The sequence below is a fragment of the Brevibacillus sp. HB1.2 genome, assembly GCF_013332495.1.
Classification (GTDB): domain Bacteria; phylum Bacillota; class Bacilli; order Brevibacillales; family Brevibacillaceae; genus Brevibacillus; species Brevibacillus porteri.
On sequence record NZ_JABMIU010000004.1, the window covers coordinates 167,930 to 189,400 of the forward strand.

The window sequence follows — 21,471 nt, forward strand, 5'->3', positions numbered from 1 at the left end:
CTGAAAACTGTCATTTACACACTCCCCTTCTCCGTTTACCATATAGAAAACCATACGAGAGAAAAGAGGTGGAGAGATTCTCCCGCACACTTTTTAGGGTGAATCTTGCGAGGATGAAACTGGTTTGTGTCGAGTGCAGCAAGGAAGTGCCTGCCCATTTATTTGACTATCAATGCACATGCGGCGGCTTGTTTGACATCATTCACGATACGTCAGCCATCGATGCCGAACAGTTGAAGCGCGTCTTTCATGAGCGACTGTCCGAACGCATTACCCCTTATGCGAGCGGAGTATGGCGCTACAAAGAGCTGATTTTCCCCGAGCTTCCTGATGCGTACATCACGACCAAGTACGAAGGAAATACAGGGCTATACGCATCTGCACTCATCCAATCCTATGTAGGAAGCAACAGCAAGGTATGGCTGAAGGCACAAAGCGAGAATCCGAGTGGTTCATTCAAAGACAACGGGATGACTGTCGCCGTATCACACGGGCGTTCACTAGGCTATCAACGCTTCACCTGCACATCGACTGGCAATACCTCTTCCTCTCTCGCCATGTATGCTGCACTCGCCCATCACGAATCGTACGTGTTTGTCCCGAACAAAAACATTTCTTTGAATAAAGTCATGCAAACACTGGCCTACGGAGCAAAGGTCATCAGCTTTGATGGTACCTACGATGATGGCATCCGTTTTTATGAGCAATACAGCAAAGAGCTCGGCCTCTACATCTGCAATTCGATCAATCCATTCCGCATTGAAGGGCAGAAGAGTATCGTGTACGAAATTGCGCAGTACCTCAATTGGAACCTTCCCGATTGGGTGGTCATCCCTGGAGGAGCATTGAGCAATGTGACTGCTCTCGGAAAGGGCTTGCAGGATTTGAAAAACCTCGGCTTTATCGAAAAAGTTCCTCGGGTGGCGCTCGTACAAGCGGAAGGTGCTAGTCCATTCCATCGCATGGTCGCAGGCGGACACACCGAGCTGACACCTGAACCGAATCCATATACACGTGCCTCTGCGCTCAACATCGGCAATCCACCCAGCTGGAAAAAGGCACTACGTACTTTAGAAGAAACAAATGGTGTTACCTGCTCCGTGACTGATCAAGAGATTCTCGACGCTAAAGCATGGGTGGATAAGAGCGGGATCGGCTGCGAGCCTGCCTCTGCTGCTACGGTCGCCGGATTGCGGAAGCTCATCGCAGGACAAGTAATCGACAAGGACGAAACAGCCGTGTGTATTTTGACAGGAAACATGCTGAAGGACACTGATGCACTGCAAGAGTATCATGTGGGGGAATCGACACAAGCGAGCTATCCAAATAAAATTGTCTCGTCACAGCTTACGTTGAAAGAGATTGGCGCCATGCTTTCGTAACAGCTCATCTATATTTTCTTTCGTCAACATACGCGAATTATTTGCTATCCTTTCAATATCCTGTTATGCTAGTAAAGAATTATTTTTGTTCGAAGCAACGGATAGCGTAGATAACAAATTTTCGTCTAGATGATCCTGCGAGCAAGGATAGTAATACATGTGTGTTACACACTAGGAGGCAATAACAATGGAACAAGGTACAGTAAAATGGTTTAACGCAGAAAAAGGTTTTGGTTTTATTGAGCGCGAAGGTAAAGAAGACGTATTTGTACACTTCTCTGCTATCCAAGGCGACGGTTTCAAATCCCTTGACGAAGGTCAAAAAGTTACTTTTGACGTAGAACAAGGCCAACGCGGACCACAAGCTACTAACGTTCAAAAAGTTTAATATAGCCATACACAAAAAACAGACTCCTGTAAGGGGGTCTGTTTTTTGGTTGTTTGAAACAAAAATAAAAAACCCTACTCACGTAAACGGAGTAGGGAATGCTACAGAACAGTAAATGGTAGACTCAGTATAACACAGTACCTATCGCTTCCTAAAATTTTTATATTTTCAAATATAGATTATTGAACCGCAGACAGTCTAGAACGTTGAATTTCTGTAATTTGCCCCCGTGCTACACGCAACAGCCCTTCTTTTTCCATTTTCTTTAGTGTCCGGCTAATCACCTCACGAGCAGTCCCCAGCTCAATTGCCAACTGATCATGTGTAATGGCGAGCGAATCATCCTCCGCACTTGTATGCTCGATCAAATATTCGGAAATCCGAACCCGAATGGATTTAAAATGAATATCGTCAATCAAGTTCGACATGATAATCAATCGCCGCGCAAATGATTGAAAAATATACTGGCGAAAGCCTTGATGCTTCTCGATCCATTTCTTATAAATCTTCGTCGGGACGTTCAAGACCATACTCGGCATCTCCACGCAAGCCGAAGCTTCATACACCGTTTCTCCCAATATACTAGACGCGATGAGTGGGCAGCACTCGCCAGCCGATAGCCTGTACAGCGTAACCTCTCTTCCATCGCTGCTCAGTTTGAAAATGCGAACAAGCCCATCCAAGATTAATGGCGCATTCTCCAAAAACTCGCCTTCATCAATGGTAAAGTTGGCTGGAACCGTAGTGATGGAGATTCCCTCCTCTTGCCACTCTTCTAGAGTAAGTGCCGCCAGACTTGGAAAACGTGCAAGGACTTCCGCAATCTGCTCCTTTTGCATATGGACGAAGAACCTCCTTGTGAAAAAAATAACTTTGGTGACAAAGTCACAGATTACCGATACAGATTTTTATTATTATTGCACTCAAGAGGCACGAACACAAGAACACCCTGTTTAATAAGAAATCGCTTCGTTAACACTAACGAACGATCATCATGAAACGAAGGAGATGTATGTAAATGAGTACTTTTGTATTGGTTCATGGAGCTTGCCAAGGTGAATGGGTATGGGAAAAAGTAAAACCTTCGCTGGAAGCATTGGGACACAAGGTCGCGACGTTGGACTTGCCTGGAAGTGGACAAGACATGACACCTCCTCAGCAGGTAACACTGGATCTCTACGTCGAGAAAGTATCTGACCTGATCAAGCAACAAAACGATAAAGTAATCCTTGTCGGACACAGCATGGGTGGCGTCGTTATTACGCAAACAGCTGAAAAAGTACATGACAAAATTGATAAGCTCGTCTACCTTTGCGCATTCTTGCCGAAAAACGGGGAAAGTCTCATAAGCAAGTCTGAAGGAGAAAAAGGCCCAGAATTCGAATTGAATGAAGCCGATATGACGCTGGCTCCGAAGCTCGAGACTGTGGAAGGGACATTTTTCAACGCGGTTGAGGATGAGGCACTGAGGCTGGCGTCGATGAAGCGTTGCCGTCCGCAAGCGCTGGCTCCGTTTACACAGCCAGTGCAAATTACTGAAGAGAAATTCGGCAGTGTCGATCGCGTCTATATTGAGACCACATTAGACAATGCGATCCCAATCGATTTCCAACGCAGAATGAACACAGAAACACCTTGCAGCAAAGTCATTACACTGGAAGCCGATCATGCGCCTTTCTTGTCGAAACCAGAAGAGCTGGTTAATCATCTCGATCAAGTAAGCAAATCATAAAATAACCAAAAACAAGGCTGTCGACCATCATGTCGGCAGCCTTGCTTCATTCCTATTCCTCTATGTTCAACTGGCGAACCGTACGTACGAGCCTTTGCAATCCATCCCGCAGCTGTTGTTCATTCAAATAAGAATAACTGATGCGTATCCAAGATTTTAACTCTCGCTGTGGGTCACAGATCGCGCCGGGCACAAACGTAATCGATTGCTCTATGCATTTGGCCAGAAGACTTTCCATCGGGACGGAATCAGGCAGCTTCACCCATAAGTTAAAGCCTCCTGGTGGGCTGGACCACTCCCAGTCGGTCACAGACAGCTCTTCCTCCATGATATCCCGGCGAATGGCCAATGCAATCCGCAGCTTTGCCAAATGCTGCTGCATTCTTTCGGAGAAGAAATAGTGCAAAAAAATCTTTTGATTCAATAGGGGCGCTCCACTGTCGGACAATGATTTCGCTTGAATCAAATACTTCATAATAGATGGACGGCATGCCACAGTCGCAATACTTAGCCCCGGCGCAATGTACTTGCTAAAGCTGCGCAGATAGATGACATAGCCCTCCGTGTCGTAAGAAAAAAACGGCAGTGGAGGCTTATCGCCGAAGTAAAGATCGCGGCACGGATCATCCTCTACGATTAGACACTGATACTTCGCAGCCAGCTCCACCAGTCTCTTCCGTTGTTCAGCGGGAACCGTATAGCCCGTCGGATTGTGAAAGGTCGGATTGAGATAAAACAGGCGTGGTTTTTCTTTTTGCATCAACCGTTCAACCTGCTCCAAATCATATCCATGCGGCGTAATCTCGATGGGAATCATATTGGCGCCCTGTCTTCTGAATACATCAATGGCAGGACTGTAAGTGGGTCTCTCCAGCAACACGACATCACGCGGCTTTACTAGGACTCTGGCAACCAAATCAATCGCTTCCTGCGAACCTGATGTGATCATCAGCTCATCCGGTGACAGATGAAAATGATAACGGCTGATATAATAGCTACACAGTGCTTCCCGCAGCTCCTGATCTCCCTGTGTAGTTGAGTAGGTGCCCAGCACTTTTGGATACAGATCAAACACTTTCTTCACGTACTCAGAAAAGTAATGATTTGGTAATAAATTCGGTTCGATCAATGCTTTGGAAAATTGATAGGTCGCCTGCACCTGATGAATTTCAGAAAGGTGGCTCTTGTGCACATAGGCAGAAACGATTGGATCATCCATCGATTCCACTGGCAACAGGCTGCTCGGTTGTACGTAATACCCCGACTTATCCTTCACATACACGTGGCGGTTTTGTTTTAATAATTGAAATGCTTTAAAAACCGTCAGGCGATGCACATTCAATTCCAGCGCCAATGTTCGAACAGAAGGAAGCTTCTGATGTGCCCGCCACTCTTCGCGTCTGATCCGGTCCAGAAGATATTCATATACTTGCTCGAACAGCTTATCAGAATGGCTGTTTGAAAGAGCCTCCCTTTTCATGCAAGCTTCCCCCCTTTCCCCCATGATAATGGATTGATCTTTGTATCTGTTCTATTCCATTTCATCTGTTCTGTTCCCTTCCCTTTATGATGAGGAAAAGGGAGGAATCATAATGGTACTACTCAACTATGTGGTCATGTGCTTGATATTCGGAACGACTTTTCTGGCAATCAAAGTCGGTATTGATGCGGGGGCCCCGCCGTTTTTCTCAGGAGGACTTCGGTTCTTACTGGCAGGTGTCATTTTGTTTTCATTTATGCTCTGGAAAAAACAGGCGCGACTGTCGCTGCTGCTTCATAAAGAAATGTTCCTTACTGGAGTCGGTTTGACGTTTGGGACGTTTGCCCCCTTGTATTGGGCGGAGCAGCATGTAAGTTCAGGAATTGCAGCCATATTATCTGCAACAGCCCCTCTCATGGTGATGCTGCTTCAGACAGGTATTACTCGGCAAAAGCTCCCCGGTATTTCGTGGGCGGGTTGCTTGATTGCCTTTGTCGGTGTCTTTATGCTAATTTTACCCGGTGTGACCATCTCATTTAGTCTCCTTTGGCTTACAGGGTGCATGGTAATCATATTCGGGCAAATCTTTTATTCTGCTGGTGCAGTTTACTCCCGTAGCGTCATTCAACGGTTTCAAGACACCTCCCCCATTGCTTTGAATGCAGCACAGATGATGTATGGAGGAGCCATGCTGCTTGTATTATCTCTGTTCACCGAGCAAGTGCATATCGAATCGATGCTCACGGCTAATGCGATCCTCTCGCTCCTGTACTTGATCGTCGTTGGTTCCATGATGGGGCACACCATTTTCTATTGGCTCGTGGCCAAGACCAACCCTGTGTTTCCATCCACGTGGCTCTATATCTCTCCGTTGATTGCCTTAAGCCTGGGCGTCATCCTGTACAATGAGCCGCTTTATCTCCTGTCGTTGGCAGGGGGAATTACGATTATTGTCGGCATTATCCTGATTAATAGGGATGGCTTGAAGCAGTTGATGGGTAAAAAGGCAAACAAGCTACGAGACGTTAGCCATTGATGAAAAAGAAGGAGTGCCACAAGCTGGTGCTTTGTGGTACTCCTCTATTTGGAAAATGGTTATTTCGTATCGTTGATTTGTTCCGCCATTTTCAGCAGCTCTACTTTCGTGCTCACACTCATATTGGCTCTCAGGCTATAGTCCACCTTTGTCCCATTTTTCACCCATTGCAAAGAGTGCACAGTTTTCCCATTTTCAGGTGCGAAAGTGGAGTACACGGCTTCATTGTCGCCAATCATGATCTTCTCCAGATTCTCCGCAAATGTACCTCCACTTTTATTCTTGTCATCCAGAATGGACACTTCTAAGAAAGCACTCCCTTTTTGGCCCTTGTACTCAATCTCTGCATTACGAAGCTTGTCCGATAACGGAACTGGTTGTACCACGTATTCTTTTTTCGTTCTTTCTTGTTCCTCTTTCATCGCTCTCTCATCGTACTTGTCACTTGGGAGATAGATCGCTTCGCCTGCTGCAAATTTGAAGTCCGTCCCCATCTCTGCCGGGACCTTGAACAGATGGCCAACCTTTTGTTCCATGTCCTTCCACGTTGTATAGGTAAAAGGCTTGGAGCGTACATCTACAAAAGGCTTGCTGTTTGGATTTGATTCCAACTGAAGCTTTGTCAGCGGCCAATAAATGGCAACCGCTTCTCCTGGCTTTAATCCATTGACGATTTGTTCTCCGGTATCCAATTGTTTATAAATCTCTGCACTACTTTTTTTGATCTGATCCTTTGTGTCAGGGGGTAGCTGCTGCATCATTTGTTGCTGTTCTTGCATACTCATTTGTTCAAGCTCTAACACTACTTCTCCCTTCTCATTTTTCAACTGGATCATTTCCATCCCCGCCCATACGGAAGACGCTCCTACCAGCATACCTACAGTGACTAACAAGCCAATTTTCTTTTTCACGACTTTCTCCTCCTTGTTCTCCTTGGCACGAATTGCGGCCATGACTTTATGTTTGACATTGACTTTCGGGACTGGCTTCGCTGCCAGCATGTCTCGCATATGCTTAAACGGATTTTTGTCCATCATTTCGCACCCCTCCCGTCGTTGGCAAATAACGTTTGCACTTTTTCAAAACACGTTCAAATTGCTTGCGCAGGGCTGCAGGACTTTTGTCCATCAGCTCTGCAATTTCCTCGTACTCTCTTTCCTCTAGCACCCGCAGGAACATGAGTGTTCGTTCTTCGGCGGACAGTCGTTTCCAGATGCGTTCAAGCGGCTCCCCAAAATGGTTATTGTCAATGCTCTCCTCGACATAATTGCGTCCATCCTGATCCCGGTTGTACAAAAAGGGCAACACGCGGCTTAATTTCCTGCGCTTTAGCACATTCGCACAATGGTTGTAAGCGATCCGGTACAGCCATGCGGAAAATGACAGCGAGTACGTATACTGTCCAAGATGCTCGTAGGCACGAAACAGGACTTCCTGAACAGCGTCTTCTGCATCTTGACGGTGACCGAGCATGTGGTAGCAGTATGTAAAGATCGGTTGTTGATAGTGATCGATAATGATTTCGTATTGCTCAAGAGAGCCTGCTTTTATTTCGCTCAACAGGCGCTCTATCTCTGTTTTTTCCACGGTTTGCCCTCCTCTCACTATGAATAACAATTGGCATCTTTTGTTTGTGACACCTATTTTAGAAATTTTTGGATTTACGAATAAAAATTCATTCTAAATAAAAAGGGTGCTCCACCCGTCTCGTACGAAAAATCTCGTACTTCTGGAAGGAACACCCTTATTCCATGCTTGTATTCATTTGCTTTTCCGTACGCTTGTCGAATGTCTTGATTCTTTCCCGGGAAATCGACAGCACCTGTCGGCTTCCCTTTAGAAATGCTCTCCGTTGGCATAATAGCTTTCTTTTTGATAAGCGACAAATGCCATCTCTACTTCTGGAATGCCAAGAGATAAGACATGCTTGGTCACGATCTGGGCAAACTGGTCACGAACTTCTTGCCCCCGCTCAAACCATGCTACTTCGATAAAAGGAAACGACTCCACAATCTTCCCACCAAAAACGCCTGTTGTATGCAAGCATTCGATCGTGAAATTGTCCGTGCCGCATTGGCAGAGTGCAGCAAGCTCCACTGCAAGCGGTTCGCTAATCGTGGCCATTTGTTCAGCTTGGATACCTCGAACGATAAGATGTGGCATGATGATCCCTCCTGAAAAGTACATACTTCTATGCTCTATCTTACCGTTCAAGAGGCAAAAAGAGTAGAAAAAACTAGGTCAGAGCCGCGGCGCTTCCGTGCTTTCCTACTGCCTCTTGCACCCGCGCTTCTTTGTTCCCTTGCTGCAATTGATACATCTGATAGTACCTGCCTTGCTTCTCCATCAAGTCTTCATGCTTTCCTCGCTCTACGATTCTGCCTCGATCCAGTACGAGAATTTGATCTGCATTTTTGATCGTAGACAGGCGGTGAGCAATGATGAAGGTCGTTCTCCCTTTTTTCAACACCTCAAGTGCATTTTGAATAATGCCCTCTGTTTCCGTGTCGATGCTGGCAGTCGCTTCATCCAAAATGAGGATAGCCGGGTCAAAAGCGAGAGCACGCGCAAACGAAATCAATTGACGCTGCCCGAGTGAAAGCGTACTGCCCTTCTCAATAACAGGTTCATCGAATCCTTGCGGAAGACTGCGGAACAATTGATCTGCCCCTACATCACACAAGGCTTTCTCCACCTTTTCCGGCGAAATCGACGGATCATCCAGACTCACATTGGAACGAATCGTTCCTGTAAACAAAAACGGGTCCTGCAAAACAATCGCCATATGCTGACGAAGCTGCTGTTTGGAAAACGACTGCACATTGCGCCCATCAATCATAATCGCTCCACTGTTTACATCATAGAAGCGGAGTAACAGATTGATAATCGAGCTTTTTCCCGATCCCGTGTGACCAACCAGTGCCACTGTCTCTCCGGGCCATGCTTCGAATGAGATGTTTTTCAGCACGTATTGGTCGTCTTTGTAGGCAAAAGAAACATCGTCAAAGCGGACATTCCCCTGATAGCAAGGAACTTTTGCCGGATCAACGTCAATGCCCTCTTCATCGAGCAGTTCAAACACGCGCGACGCCGCGACGAGAGATTGCTCCAGGTTCGCCAGTTGGTTGACGATCTGTGTCATCGGCTGGAACAAGCGATTGAGATAATCGACGAATGCATAGAGGACACCAAGCGATAGCAGTGTACCTATCCCGAGGGAGGCACCGCCGAAATACCAGATGAATAAAACAAACGCGATATTGCGGATAAACTGAACCAGGTTAAACGAAGCGGTCGCATTGAGCCGTAGCATTTTATTTTGATAGGTGAATAGCTCTTCGTTCAGTTCGCCGAATTCCCGCATTGTTTCCTTTTCCCTGCGAAATGCCTGAATAATCGGCATCCCTTGGATCGACTCGTTAATCATCCCGTTGATGTCGCTGATGCGTGCCCGAATGACATGGTTAAATGCAGAAGCGTACTTGCGGTACAAGTAAATCCACACGACCATGATTGGCAGAATGACCAGACAAACGAGCGCGAGTCGTACATCAAGCAAGAACAGCGCTGCGAAAATACCGATTAAATAAATCCCGCTCGTAATGAAGTTGCCGAGAACATTCGTAAACAGCTCTCGGACTGCTTCCGTATCGTTTGTAACACGAGCAACCACCTTCCCGGCAGGGAGATGATCGAAATACTGGATGGGCAATCGTTGAATATGCGCGAACACATCCATGCGCAGTCTCTCGATGACCTGATTCGCTGATTTTTGCCATAAGAACTTTTGCCCATAGTGGAAAAGCGAAGCAACTACCAATAATCCGAAATAGAGAGCAGCCAGTGTGAACAAGCCTCTTGTCTCTGGCCGGAAAAATTCGAATATCTCCTGATTACTTAAGAGAGTGGCCTGGTACTCAGCTCGATCCGTACCTTTTACAATAACGAGCTTCCCATCCTCAATGGCTCGCTGCCCATCAAACTTAATCGCCTGGTTCAGGAAATAATAGTCGCTTCCTATCTGGAGAACACGAGCTTCCTCGCCTCTACTCTCCCCTGCTGCCAGATGATCCTGTCTCGTGTAATACTTCCCTTTGTATTGTACGGAACCCTCACGCTGTGCCGTCTCATACCAAGGGAATTCAATCCCCAGTATGTGGGTATTAATCATTTCTTTCGCCAAGAATGGTCCCGTTAGCTCTGCCCCAACAGATATAGAGAGCATCAGAATCGCTAAAAGGATTGTCTTTTTAAAAATCGCTGCATAGTGAACTAGCCTTTTCCCCGTCGTCATTCATTCACCCGCTTTCTGTCAGCGTCGCTTCAATCTGCTGTTTCTCGAATTGTTCTTTATACCAACCGCCCAGCTCCAATAGCTGTGCATGTGTGCCTTCCTCGACGATTCGTCCTTCGTCTATGACGAGAATCCAATCTGCATGCTGGACGGCCGTTAAGCGATGTGTGGTGATCAGTGTTGTTTTGCCTGCACGCTCCCGGCGAATATTCGTGATCATCTCCGCTTCGGTTTTTCCATCCACCGCCGACATGGCATCATCGAGAATCAAGATTTCTGGATTAACCAAAAGCGCTCGAGCAATCGAGACCCGCTGTTTTTGACCGCCTGAAAGGGCTACACCTTTTTCACCAACAAGCGTTTGCAAGCCTTCGGGCAATAGTTGTACGTCCCGAGCAAATGCAGCCTGCTTCAACACTTCCTGTAATTGTTCTTCTGTTGCCTCGTTGTTCCCGAACAGGATGTTTTCGCGGACTGACTTCGAGAACAAAATCTGCTCCTGCGGTACATAGCCGATCCAGCTCTTGATGTTATCCAGACTGATCTGTTCTAGCGCCTCTCCCGAAACACTGATGGCTCCCCGTCCTAACGGATATTCGCGAAGCAGCTGTCGCACCAGCGTGGATTTTCCGCTTCCCGTACGCCCGACGATTCCTAGCGTCTGACCCCGACCAAGAGTAAAGGAGACCTCGCTTAATTGGTCAACATGCGCAGATGGATAGCGGAATGTCACGGAATCAAACCGAATGACTTCTGGTACTGCCACATGAACTGGTCTGTCGTGATCCGTCACATCTGCTTCGTAAGCCAATGTTTCAGTGACGCGATCCAGCGAGGCACTTCCTCTTTGCATCACATTGATCAATTCACCAATCGCAAACATCGGCCAAATCAGCATCCCGAGATAGACGTTGAACGAGACCAGCTCTCCCAGGGTCAGTTCTCTTTGAAACACGAGGTATCCACCGTAGATCAAACCAATCATATAACTGATTCCAACCAATATTTTGACGGTTGGCTCAATCAGCGAATCGATTCTCGCCACATCGATATTTTTTTGATACACTTCATGTATTTTTTGGCGAAAGCGCTCCTGATCCGCCATCTCCTGTACGTAAGCTCGAATCACACGAACGCCAGAGACGGATTCCAAGACGCGGTCGTTCAGCTCGCCGAACGATGTTTGTGCGGTAGAAAAACGCTCGTGAATTTTTTTCCCATATTGCTTGATGATATAGGCCATGAACGGTAATGGAAGGATCGCTGCTAAGGTCAGCTTCCAACTGATCAAAAAGCCCATCGTCAGCACAATTGCCCCTGTAAAGGATAACGAGTCCACCATCGTCAAAATTCCGAAGCCTGTCGTCATCGAGACAGCCTTGAGGTCATTTGTCGCTCGCGCCATCAGATCACCGGTACGATTGCGCTGATAAAACGTTGGCGTCATCCGCAAAAAATGCGTCATGAGCTTCGACCGTAACGTCCGCTCCGCCAGAAACGCTCCTCCAAACAGCTGGCGAATCCAGATAAAATTGACCCAATAAATCGCGACAGACAATACACCGAAAAACAGCAAAATGGATACCAGCCGCTCGCCAGTCAGTGTCCCCAGGTGAATCTCATCAATAGCCACCCCGATGATTTTTGGAGGGATAATCTCCAGTAAGCCGCCCAGAATCAATAGCAAAATAGCGACCGTATAACGTTTCCAATGCTCCTTGAAAAACCAATCAAGCTTTGCCAAAACCGAGAACATCCGTGTTTCTCCCCTCTCTTTAGCTGGCTGGGTGACCTTTTTTAGAGGACAAAAAAGACACATCGCCCGTGAGCAACATGCCTTTTCATCAACAAAAATAGAAAAGGCGCAAGTTACGAAATAGGTAACCTACGCCATGTTAACGAGATCAAAAAAACGATACTACGCTCGTATCAATGGTGGGGTTACGTCATGTATGCCCTTGTATGGATGACCCATGCGTACAATTCTTTTCATGACAAGCCCACCTTTCCATTAATATTTTGAATTTCCAATAAATACATTCTGAACTTTACCATTCTTGCGGATACATTGTCAACTGATCTTTTCCGCGCTTTTGCTTCCTTTCATTTATTTGGTATGATTATCCCCATGAAGCTCATTCAGGAGGCCATTTATTTTGTTATCTTCCAATCAAAAGCGACGATTGACATCTGTTCAAATCATCGTGTTCGCCTACGTTGGGCTCATCCTGATCTCAGCGTTTCTTCTATCATTGCCGTTTTTTCACTTGCCTGGAGTCTCTCTTCCTTTTATTGACGCTTTGTTTACCGCGGCGAGTGCCATCAGCGTTACGGGGCTTACTGTCATTACGATTCATGAAGTTTTCAACCAGTGGGGGATTCTCTTTCTTACGTTGCTCTTCCAGGTTGGCGGGGTCGGAATCATGACACTCGGAACGTTCATCTGGATCCTCATGGGTCAAAAAATCGGTCTGGAGCAGCGCATCTGGATCGCGACGGACCACAACCGCTCCACGTTGTCCGGTCTGGTCGACCTGATGCGCAATATTCTCGTGATTGCACTCTTGATTGAGCTGGTGGGAACCATTCTGTTAGGCAGTCATTTTATTTACGCCGGCTACTACGACGATTGGTACACCGCGTTCTACCACGGTTACTTTGCATCTGTCAGTGCTTTTACGAATGCCGGGTTTGACCTGCACGGAAATTCCATGCTCAATTTTACCCACGATTACGTGTTTCAGACCATCGTGATGATCTTGATTATTTGTGGAGCGATCGGGTTTCCCGTACTCGTAGAGCTGAGAACGTACTTTTCCTATCGCCGCGCAAAAGTGCGTTTCACCTTTTCGCTCTTCACCAAGATTACGACACTGACGTTCTTTTCCTTGATCGCCGTTGGCGCCCTGCTCATTTTCGTTTTTGAGCGAAATCAGTTTTTGGCTGATAAGACCTGGCATGAAATGCTGTTCTATTCGTTATTCCACTCCGTCTCCTCGCGTAGTGGCGGCTTGGCTACGATGGATATCAGCCTCTTGTCGACCGCGACACTCATCATGCTCTCCGGGATGATGTTCATTGGTGCTTCCCCGAGTAGTGTGGGCGGGGGGATACGGACCACAACGTTCTTCGTCCTGATTGCCTCTGTTTTTGCCAACATGCGTGGCTACAAGGAAGTAAAGGTGTTCGGAAGAGAGCTGGTTGATGAGGACATTCAGCGCTCCTTCATCGTCTTTTTTATCGCGATTATCATGGTGTTCACAGCGGTCATGCTGCTCGTCTGGTTGGAGGATTTACCTTTCCAGCACGTTTTGTTCGAGGTCTGCTCTGCTTTCGGTACGACCGGATTGTCTACCGGGATTACAGCTCAGATGGGTGTAGGCGGCAAGCTCATCCTGATTATTACGATGATGATCGGACGTATCGGGATTATCAATTTGCTCCTCTTCTTGAAGCGCAATGACCGAATCGTACGCTACCATTATCCGAAAGAACGCATCATCATTGGTCAATAGAGGAAAGGAAATCCCCCAAAGCTATGTAGCCGTTGGGGGATTTTTTTCTAGAATCAAAAAGCTTGCAGAGGACAGGTCTGGGTATTTCTGTTCAATCTTTCGCGTAACGGAGAAATCGTTGTACTTTTTCAAGTAGTGCAAGATGTCTCGGTCTTTGATCATATCGACGACTTGCGATTCTGTCCCATCCGTTACCTTCGTGTAGAGAATGACATGCTTTTTGGCGCAAGAAAAGATGTCATCCAATGTTTTCTCGAATTCTTCCTCATCGATAATGTGATACAGCACATCCAGGCAAACGACCAGATCACTTTTCAAGTATCCTTGATTGTAAAAGGATTTCGGATGGTATAAAAGAAAGCTTTTCGACGAATCCTTCCCAAACATTCTGGCACACATCTGTACCGAAGTCGGTGAAATGTCCAACCCCAAGTAATTGGCATATTTCATAAAGAGAAGTTGATTGCCGTCTCCGCAGCCAAATTCAATGACGCTTTTCACTTGCTGCTCCTTGATGTATTCATTGATGACTTCTGCTTTAAAAAGAGCTAGCACGCCATAGGAGCCAAGTCCAGAATTTCCACCCGAAGCGTAATGATCCTCCCAGTATTTCCGATAATCAAAAGCGGATTGATTTTCCGTACTCATGGTGAGCTTCCCCACTTTCTGCCTTCGAAAATGATGTGTCGTTGCACAGTTTATGCGCGTGAAGAATCTTAATGAAAGGCGATGTTTTAAAACAATGTTTGAAATTAAATTATCATGAAACGTAAATATGTTTTTTCAGCCATTGTCTGAAATACTGCAACTGTTCCTCAGAATGGAAATAGTGTTCTCCATTCTCCATGACTTGCAAATTACAGTTAAAACGTTTATTAAATTCAGATACAACGTCAAACTCACATAAGTTATCTTCTGAACCATAGAGAATGGAAGTTGGATTATTCCAAGCAACAATAGGATGTTCTTTCACATAACAGTAGTAATCCCAATAGAGAGTTTGTCCAATAGGTGTAGAAATTTCTTTCTCTATTTTTAGTCTACTCTCACTTATGTTAAACCATGTCATCATATTATTTATGATACGTTCCATATTTACCACAGGAGAGAGAAACAAACACTGCTTCAACGGCTCATGGCTATATTCTAATAGGCTAAAATATGCTCCCATGCTACAAGCAAAAATGCTTATATTATTGGATAACGTTTTTGCATAGGTCATAACTGTATTAAGGTCTTGAACACAGTTTTGAACTTTGCAAAGATAAGTATCATCCTTACGGTCACCATGTTGAGGTAAATCAAAACTAAGCACTTGATAACCTAGTGCTGTTGCTTCTTCTGCAAATACAATAATCGAGTCATCTGCCTTATTTGACATGTTACCATGCACCACCACAAATAACTTATCTGATTTGTCACCCCACAAAATCGCTGGAATGTTTTCTATTTTAAAATGATTTTTTATCATTACAATTTATCCTCCATAAAATATAAATAATTCGTCATTCCAAATATTACAAATGTAGTCAGTTTCAAATAATTGTAGCCATTTAAACCAATTTCCTTCTTTATGTTTTCCTCTTTAATATACGTAAAAAAAGCAAAACCCCAGAATGCCGTAAAATCAACATTCTGGGGTTTTTAATTTCAGTGCAATTTACCCTAAAATGGACTTTTTGGACAGCCCCTTCCTTGTCATCGAAAGTCGGCTTAATACGGGCCCCAGTTAATCAATACCCCGATAACGATAAACACGATGGAGAGAGCTGTCCATACCGCTGTAAGCGGAAGCATGAACTTCAGCCACTTGCCGTAGGAAATACCACTCATTGCCAAAATACTCATCAGAACACCTGAGGTCGGATTAATGCAGTTGACCACACCTTCTCCGAGCATCAGAGCCTCTACTGCCACTTGGCGCGTAATGCCCATCAGGTCAGACAATGGTGCCAACAACGGCATCAGCATAACGGCTTCACCTGAACCGGACGAAATCAAGAAATGCAGCCCGGCGCTTCCGAGGAACATCCCAATTGCACCTGCCATCGGTGACAGCGGCTCCAGAATGGTAGCAAGCCCGTACACGATGGTATCAAGGAACTTCCCATCTTCCAAAATGACCGTGATCGCACGTGCCATACCGACAATCAAAGCCCCATAAATCAGGCCCTGACAGCCCTTTAAGAATGTTTTGGCAATATCGTTGCCGCTCATATTGTTGAGCAAGCCTACTCCGATCGCAATGAAAATAAAGATTCCGGACATCTCGTTTACGTCCCATTTGAACAAGATCGTGCAGACGATAAAACCAATCAGAACGATCCCCGTAAACGCCAAGATCAATTTGTGACGGGTTGTAAAATCAACATTTTTCGTGTCTGCTTCCATCGTGGTTGAGCCACTATCAGAAGGAAAGAGCTCGTCCCCCAAGATACTCTTGTTTTGACGAACCTTCCGCGCGTAACGCCCGATGTACAGAATGGTTACGATCACAAACGTAACATAAATAATGGTGCGGTAGCCGATACCTGAAAACAGCGGAAGCTCCGCAATTTGTTGGGACAAGCCCAGCGTTCCTGGAAAGGCAATTGTCGTATTGAATCCGGCATACACACCCAAATAAATCAGAGCCACACCGAAGATCGCATCCATTTTCATCGCTCTCGCAATCATGATGCCAAGCGGAACGAAAGCAATGACGGAGTTGACGATGACACCCAACGTACCCAATACGGAAAAGACGGAGGTGATCAAAATAACCAGCAGCCACTCTCTATTTCCTAATTTTCGGACCATGGTCAGAATCGCTGCGTTGAGTGCACCTGTCTTATCCAAAACAGCTAAAGCACCGCCTGTGAACAAAACGAGGAAGATGATCGGCGCGCCTTTGACCATCCCGGTCTGTATCGCGGTAAAAAACTCGATAAAGCCCGTAGGATTCGGCTCCACCGCATGATAGCTGCCCGGGACAACGGTCGTCACATTGCCGTTTTTTACACGGTCAAATTCTCCTGTCGGGACCACATAGGTAGCCAATGCACATAGAAGTAAGATGCAAAACAAAAGGACATAGGCGTCTAGCCGAAATAAGCTTTTCTTTTTTAGTTGCTTGCTCTCTGTCATAAGGTAACCCCCTGCGTGTGTAGCGCTTCTCTAAGAATATTGGGCAGCTTCATAAATCGCAGCTGTCATGATTTTAGCCCCATAAATCAAGGCATCCGTCTGAAAAGTCATCTGTGGATGATGCAAGACTGGCGTGAGCCCACATCCCAGACCAATCATCGTCGTAGCAAGCTCAGGGCGGTGAATCGCGTAAAAATGGAAGTCCTCTCCGCCTGGCGTCACACATGTATCGGCAATGTTGTCCTCACCCAATACTTGCCCAATTGCCTTTTTGGCTACTTGGATCATGTTCGCATTGGCGACCGCAGCCGGTGTGACTCCCGACCATTCCCACTCCACATCCATGCCCATCAAAGCCCCAGTCTGACTCATGGCATGCTCGGTTTTTCTCCGCAATTCTGCCATGCCTTCATTGGACTGTGCACGTACATCGAGGCTAAAGGTCGCTCGATCAGGAATGACGTTCACCGTTTCTCCCCCTGCTTGCAATTGGGTCATCTTCACGGAAAAAGAGCATCCGTCTTCCAGGCGAATGTTTTGCAACGCAATAACCAAAAACGAAGCGGCTTCGATGACATTTTTCCCGAGCGCCGGACGTGCTCCGTGTGCTTGCAGACCTGTAATCGTCCCTTTGATGGAGCTGGATGATCCATGCAAAATCGCCGGAGCAGCGCTCCCATACGGCACTTCCATTTCCGGACGCAGATGAACGCCGATCAGCTTTGTCACGCCTTCCAGAGCGCCATCCTTCATCATCTGTAAGGCTCCACCCATTTTCTCTTCAGCAGGCTGGAACAGAAAGCGCATCGTTTTCGGCGGTACCACTCCGCTTGCTTGAATCGCAAGGGCGCTGTAGAGAGCCAGTGTCGAGTGAGCATCGTGTCCGCATGAGTGATTCGGTCTCACTACGCCGTCCACTTCCTGCACGAGTGCATCCATATCCGCGCGCAAAGCCACGATTTCAGCACTCTCTCCAGGAATCTCTGCATAAAAGCCGTGATGCCCTTCGAAGCATGTGACGGCAATTCCGGCCGCCTCCAAGCGTTCCCGCAAATATCTCGCTGTTTTCTCCTCGTGCCAGCTCGGCTCCGCCAATTGATGCAACTCTTTGTATGTTCGCACTATTTCGTCGCGATGCTCGTCCATATATAAGAACGGATTCATCCGATCCATCATCCTCCCTGATGTATTCTCTAGTATCTCTCTTTGCTCTACCGGATGTATAGCAAGATTTGTGCCAAAACCATATTGTTATAAAAGTTAAGCATTTCTGAACAATTTCGGATTTTTAGGTTATAATATAGGTTGGTTTTTACAGATATCTAATCCAATATTTCCACCTAAATAAAAAAGCTATTCGGCAGATAAAAAGGAGTCGCATCATGATCAAACAGAACCCATGCATCTTGTTAATGACCCGACTAGAGACGATCAGCCTGCTGTTTGCAAACACGCTCACGTCTTTTTTCGGCAACCGCTTGGACATCATTCGAAACCATATGCAAGAACGGCTTCATCCGAGTGTGTACGATGAAGTTGATCTCATCCTCGTTTCAGACATGAGTCTCTTACACGATCAGCCAGTTCCTCCGTCAGACATCCCCGTGCTGCTAGCAAGGCGCACGATTGACATTAACAAATTGGATCAACTCATGGATTTGCCGCCAGGAACGCGCTGTCTATTTGTTTCCAACTCCATCGAAATGGTAGAAGGCGCGATTGAGCTATTGTTTCATCTCGGATTCTCTCATCTGACATTTGTGCCGTACGTACCCGATACCGAGACTCCGCTTCCTGAAAAAGATCAAATCGATGTTGCTGTCTGTCATGGACTCAGGGAGCTAATTCCTGCTCTTTTTGAAAACGTCATTGAGTTGGGGCACCGCCCTTTGGATTTGACGACGATCTTTGATATTTCGCGCCTACTTGATCTGTCTCCGGATAAGGCAAACCTGTACACGGCTGACTTCATCAGCGATTTCGTCCATATCGGACGCAAGCTGACCAACTCGGTACACAATGAGCGGAAGCTGAATGAAAAGCTGAGCTCCATTTTAAATGCCGTCCATGAAGGCATCATTGGCACAGATGCCACAGGGAAGATCACTGTGCTGAACAAAGAAGCCGAGAAAATTTTGCATATGACTGAAACCACTTGCATCGGGCGAAATGTAGCGGAGGTCATTCCCGAATTTCTAATTCTGGAAGTAGTAGAATCACACATGGAAGTAACGAAGCAGGTATTGGAATTCCGCGATTTGTACCTCTTGGTGACGAAGATTCCCACGTTCTTGGATGATCAGTTTCTGGGCGCGGTCATTACTTTTCAGGACGTGACAAAGGTACAGCAGATCGAACAGGAAATACGGACAAAGAGTGCCAATCTCGGACTGATGACCAAGTATTCGTTTGACAGTATCATCGGCAAAAGCCCGTCCATTCAGGCCAACAAACGAGTGGCGACCAAGCTGGCCGAAAGCGATTTTACGATTCTCATCACAGGGGAAAACGGAACCGGGAAGGAAGTTTTTGCCCAAGCCATCCATCAACACTCGACGCGCCGTGACGGTCCGTTCGTCCCCGTCAATTTTGCAGGGCTGACCGAGAGCTTGGTAGAGAGCGAATTGTTCGGGTACGAGGAAGGTTCTTTTACAGGAGCGCGAAAAGGCGGAAAGATGGGGCTATTCGAGCTGGCTCACAACGGGACCATTTTTCTGGACGAGATTGGGGACGCCCCGCTTAGCATCCAGGCGTCACTGCTTCGTGTTCTCCAGGAAAAGCAGGTCATGCGCGTAGGGGGCTATCGCGTCATTCCAGTCAATGTCCGCGTCATCGCCGCTACCAATTGCAACCTGATGGAAATGGTCAAAAAAGGGACATTTCGCGAGGATTTGTACTACAGGCTGAACGTCCTGCCACTGCACATTCTGCCCCTGCGTGATCGTCCCGATGATATTTTGGTGCTGATCGATTATTTCTTGCAGAAAAAAAAGCAGCGTCTGTCCTTCTCACGGGAAGTGACGGAACAGCTACTCCGTTACGATTGGCCAGGCAATATTCGCGAGCTGGAAAATTTCATTCACTATGCAGTCGTCATCGCTGAGGGGAATCAGGTGGAATTAGCTCATTTGCCGGAGCGTTTTTTTGCGGGGCATGTCTCGACTCCGCCCCTTCTCTCTCACCGGGATGATACGCTGGAAGATACGATCCGGTATTTGTCCAGGCAAGGCTCCTTGGGAGATTACGTAGCGATCCTGCAAGTACTGTCCGATTGCTACATGCGTCAGGAACGTATTGGACGCAGTGCCCTGCTCGCAAGAATGGAGAGTCCCTCCATGACTGAAGCCCAAATCAGGCACAAGCTGACCGCACTGGACCGCGCTGGATGTGTCTCCATCGGCGTTAAGAAGCAAGGGACGCAGATTACTGCGTTTGGGCAGCAGGTGTTGACGGCTTTGCTGATTATGGAAAAGGGATAATTATAGTTGTCTTCCAACAGATGTGGAGCCCGAAGCCCTACCACATGTTTTCCAGTCGCCTGTATCCTCTCTTCGTTCGGGCGGTCTCCTTCCAAACATGTGGCAGTACTTCTTTACAGCAATGTCATTATTCATTTTTTAAATCGTTTTGTATGTCAGTGCAAAGTAGCTTACTTACTACAACTTCTCGAATCACTTTCAAGGTCTTGACCAAAGCCACCTAGGAAGAAGTGCATTTCCAGTCCAAGCGCCTCTGGAGCCCTACCCAGCGTAGAAATGAATAACGGGGAATTTCAGCTTCACTTATGAGATACTTCCTCGAAACTTCAATGTTTGAAGCGCTCCCGCTATTCATTTCGGAGCGGACAGCAACAGCCCTAAGCAGGGCGTAGGCCGAAGCGTAGACTGGAAATGCACTTCTTCCTTCCACTACACCATCGATACCAGCCTATAAAAAAAAGCGGCAAGGCTTTAGCACCTCCGCTTTTTCATGAATCCACCTAAGTAGTCACGATGGACGACTCTATTTTTTCTGGTTGAATGATAGGCAAAATTGGTAGCTCCATCAAATTCCGATGCTTGCCTGGCCCGTAGTAATCCTGCTCAGCATGAGCCAGACGGAAACCATAGGCAGACAGCGCGCGAATAGAGGATGCGTTCGTTTCACTCACCGTAACCTGCACGGTGCGAAGTGTCGGGAACTGGCGCAGGGCTTGCAGTCTGGCTTCGATTAGCCGTTTGCCAATGCCTTGACCTTGAAACTCCTTGCTCACATTGCTGAACAGAAGCCAGCCAGTCGTCTGGTACATATCAATTCCGGCGCAGCTAAAACCGATGAGCTGGCCGTTATAGGTCGCCTTGAAAATCAGCTCAGGAAACAGCTCCATATATTTTTTCAGCTCATGCAAGTTCATTCGATCGGGTAATGTCATATCCGCCAACGTAATCATTTCCGCAAAATCATCTCTTACGACGCGCTCAATCTGCACTTCCACCCTACCCGCCTCCTGTACATTCGCTCTTGCTCTTATACAGTAGC

18 protein-coding genes are annotated in these 21,471 nt (G+C 46.8%); 6 read left to right on the forward strand and 12 right to left on the reverse strand.

Annotated features, from left to right (window positions below; genetic code table 11):
* The first annotated feature begins 113 nt into the window (after positions 1 to 113).
* Positions 114 to 1,382: a threonine synthase gene (gene thrC, locus HPY28_RS12370; protein ID WP_174225042.1), complete on the forward strand. Its 1,269-nt coding sequence runs from the start codon at positions 114 to 116 to the stop codon at positions 1,380 to 1,382.
* A gap of 187 nt (positions 1,383 to 1,569) precedes the next feature.
* A complete protein-coding gene (locus HPY28_RS12375) occupies positions 1,570 to 1,770 on the forward strand; it encodes a cold-shock protein (RefSeq protein ID WP_007721941.1) in 201 nt (66 codons plus the stop codon).
* Positions 1,771 to 1,949: 179 nt separating this feature from the next.
* Here the strand turns inward: HPY28_RS12375 and HPY28_RS12380 are convergent, their stop codons facing one another.
* Positions 1,950 to 2,609, reverse strand: coding sequence for a Crp/Fnr family transcriptional regulator (locus HPY28_RS12380; RefSeq protein ID WP_173622712.1), 660 nt, complete (start codon positions 2,607 to 2,609; stop codon positions 1,950 to 1,952).
* A 179-nt stretch (positions 2,610 to 2,788) separates the two neighbouring features.
* On the opposite strand from HPY28_RS12380, the gene HPY28_RS12385 reads away from it, so the two are divergent.
* Entirely contained in the window at positions 2,789 to 3,502 is a 714-nt protein-coding gene (locus HPY28_RS12385) for an alpha/beta fold hydrolase (protein WP_017249966.1), read from the forward strand.
* Positions 3,503 to 3,554: 52 nt separating this feature from the next.
* Here HPY28_RS12385 and HPY28_RS12390 read toward each other — a convergent pair whose 3' ends face one another.
* Complete coding sequence (locus HPY28_RS12390) at positions 3,555 to 4,982, reverse strand: aminotransferase-like domain-containing protein (RefSeq protein ID WP_026043203.1); 1,428 nt, start codon at positions 4,980 to 4,982, stop codon at positions 3,555 to 3,557.
* 112 nt (positions 4,983 to 5,094) lie between these two features.
* On the opposite strand from HPY28_RS12390, the gene HPY28_RS12395 reads away from it, so the two are divergent.
* On the forward strand, positions 5,095 to 6,018 hold the full coding sequence (locus HPY28_RS12395; RefSeq protein WP_173622711.1) for a DMT family transporter: 924 nt from the start codon (positions 5,095 to 5,097) through the stop codon (positions 6,016 to 6,018).
* 59 nt (positions 6,019 to 6,077) lie between these two features.
* On the opposite strand, the gene HPY28_RS12400 is transcribed toward HPY28_RS12395, so the two are convergent.
* The 5 genes from HPY28_RS12400 to HPY28_RS12420 all read right to left on the reverse strand — a co-directional run bounded on the left by HPY28_RS12400 (position 6,078) and on the right by HPY28_RS12420 (position 12,068).
* A complete protein-coding gene (locus HPY28_RS12400) occupies positions 6,078 to 7,055 on the reverse strand; it encodes a DUF4367 domain-containing protein (RefSeq protein ID WP_174230644.1) in 978 nt (325 codons plus the stop codon).
* Positions 7,033 to 7,605, reverse strand: a complete 573-nt coding sequence (locus HPY28_RS12405) for an RNA polymerase sigma factor (protein ID WP_017249962.1) — start codon at positions 7,603 to 7,605, stop codon at positions 7,033 to 7,035. The genes HPY28_RS12400 and HPY28_RS12405 overlap by 23 nt, the downstream gene beginning before the upstream one ends.
* Positions 7,606 to 7,854: 249 nt before the next feature.
* Complete coding sequence (locus tag HPY28_RS12410) at positions 7,855 to 8,181, reverse strand: DUF1904 family protein (RefSeq protein WP_012684582.1); 327 nt, start codon at positions 8,179 to 8,181, stop codon at positions 7,855 to 7,857.
* 73 nt (positions 8,182 to 8,254) lie between these two features.
* Positions 8,255 to 10,312, reverse strand: coding sequence for an ABC transporter ATP-binding protein (locus tag HPY28_RS12415; RefSeq protein ID WP_173622710.1), 2,058 nt, complete (start codon positions 10,310 to 10,312; stop codon positions 8,255 to 8,257).
* A gap of 4 nt (positions 10,313 to 10,316) precedes the next feature.
* Positions 10,317 to 12,068, reverse strand: coding sequence for an ABC transporter ATP-binding protein (locus HPY28_RS12420; protein ID WP_017249960.1), 1,752 nt, complete (start codon positions 12,066 to 12,068; stop codon positions 10,317 to 10,319).
* Positions 12,069 to 12,468: 400 nt separating this feature from the next.
* Here HPY28_RS12420 and HPY28_RS12425 point away from each other — a divergent pair, with 400 nt between their 5' ends.
* Positions 12,469 to 13,827: a TrkH family potassium uptake protein gene (locus HPY28_RS12425; RefSeq protein WP_017249959.1), complete on the forward strand. Its 1,359-nt coding sequence runs from the start codon at positions 12,469 to 12,471 to the stop codon at positions 13,825 to 13,827.
* A gap of 21 nt (positions 13,828 to 13,848) precedes the next feature.
* Here the strand turns inward: HPY28_RS12425 and HPY28_RS12430 are convergent, their stop codons facing one another.
* The 4 genes from HPY28_RS12430 to HPY28_RS12445 all read right to left on the reverse strand — a co-directional run bounded on the left by HPY28_RS12430 (position 13,849) and on the right by HPY28_RS12445 (position 18,117).
* Entirely contained in the window at positions 13,849 to 14,475 is a 627-nt protein-coding gene (locus HPY28_RS12430) for a class I SAM-dependent methyltransferase (protein WP_173622708.1), read from the reverse strand.
* 112 nt (positions 14,476 to 14,587) lie between these two features.
* A complete protein-coding gene (locus tag HPY28_RS12435; protein WP_174230645.1) occupies positions 14,588 to 15,298 on the reverse strand; it encodes an alpha/beta hydrolase in 711 nt (236 codons plus the stop codon).
* Positions 15,299 to 15,540: 242 nt separating this feature from the next.
* Entirely contained in the window at positions 15,541 to 16,953 is a 1,413-nt protein-coding gene (locus tag HPY28_RS12440) for a YfcC family protein (protein WP_174230646.1), read from the reverse strand.
* Between the two features lie 30 nt (positions 16,954 to 16,983).
* Positions 16,984 to 18,117, reverse strand: a complete 1,134-nt coding sequence (locus HPY28_RS12445; RefSeq protein ID WP_026043202.1) for a M20 peptidase aminoacylase family protein — start codon at positions 18,115 to 18,117, stop codon at positions 16,984 to 16,986.
* Positions 18,118 to 18,335: 218 nt separating this feature from the next.
* On the opposite strand from HPY28_RS12445, the gene HPY28_RS12450 reads away from it, so the two are divergent.
* Positions 18,336 to 20,432, forward strand: a complete 2,097-nt coding sequence (locus tag HPY28_RS12450) for a sigma-54 interaction domain-containing protein (RefSeq protein ID WP_174225038.1) — start codon at positions 18,336 to 18,338, stop codon at positions 20,430 to 20,432.
* A 500-nt stretch (positions 20,433 to 20,932) separates the two neighbouring features.
* On the opposite strand, the gene HPY28_RS12455 is transcribed toward HPY28_RS12450, so the two are convergent.
* Complete coding sequence (locus tag HPY28_RS12455; RefSeq protein WP_035291419.1) at positions 20,933 to 21,427, reverse strand: GNAT family N-acetyltransferase; 495 nt, start codon at positions 21,425 to 21,427, stop codon at positions 20,933 to 20,935.
* Between the last annotated feature and the right edge of the window lie 44 nt (positions 21,428 to 21,471).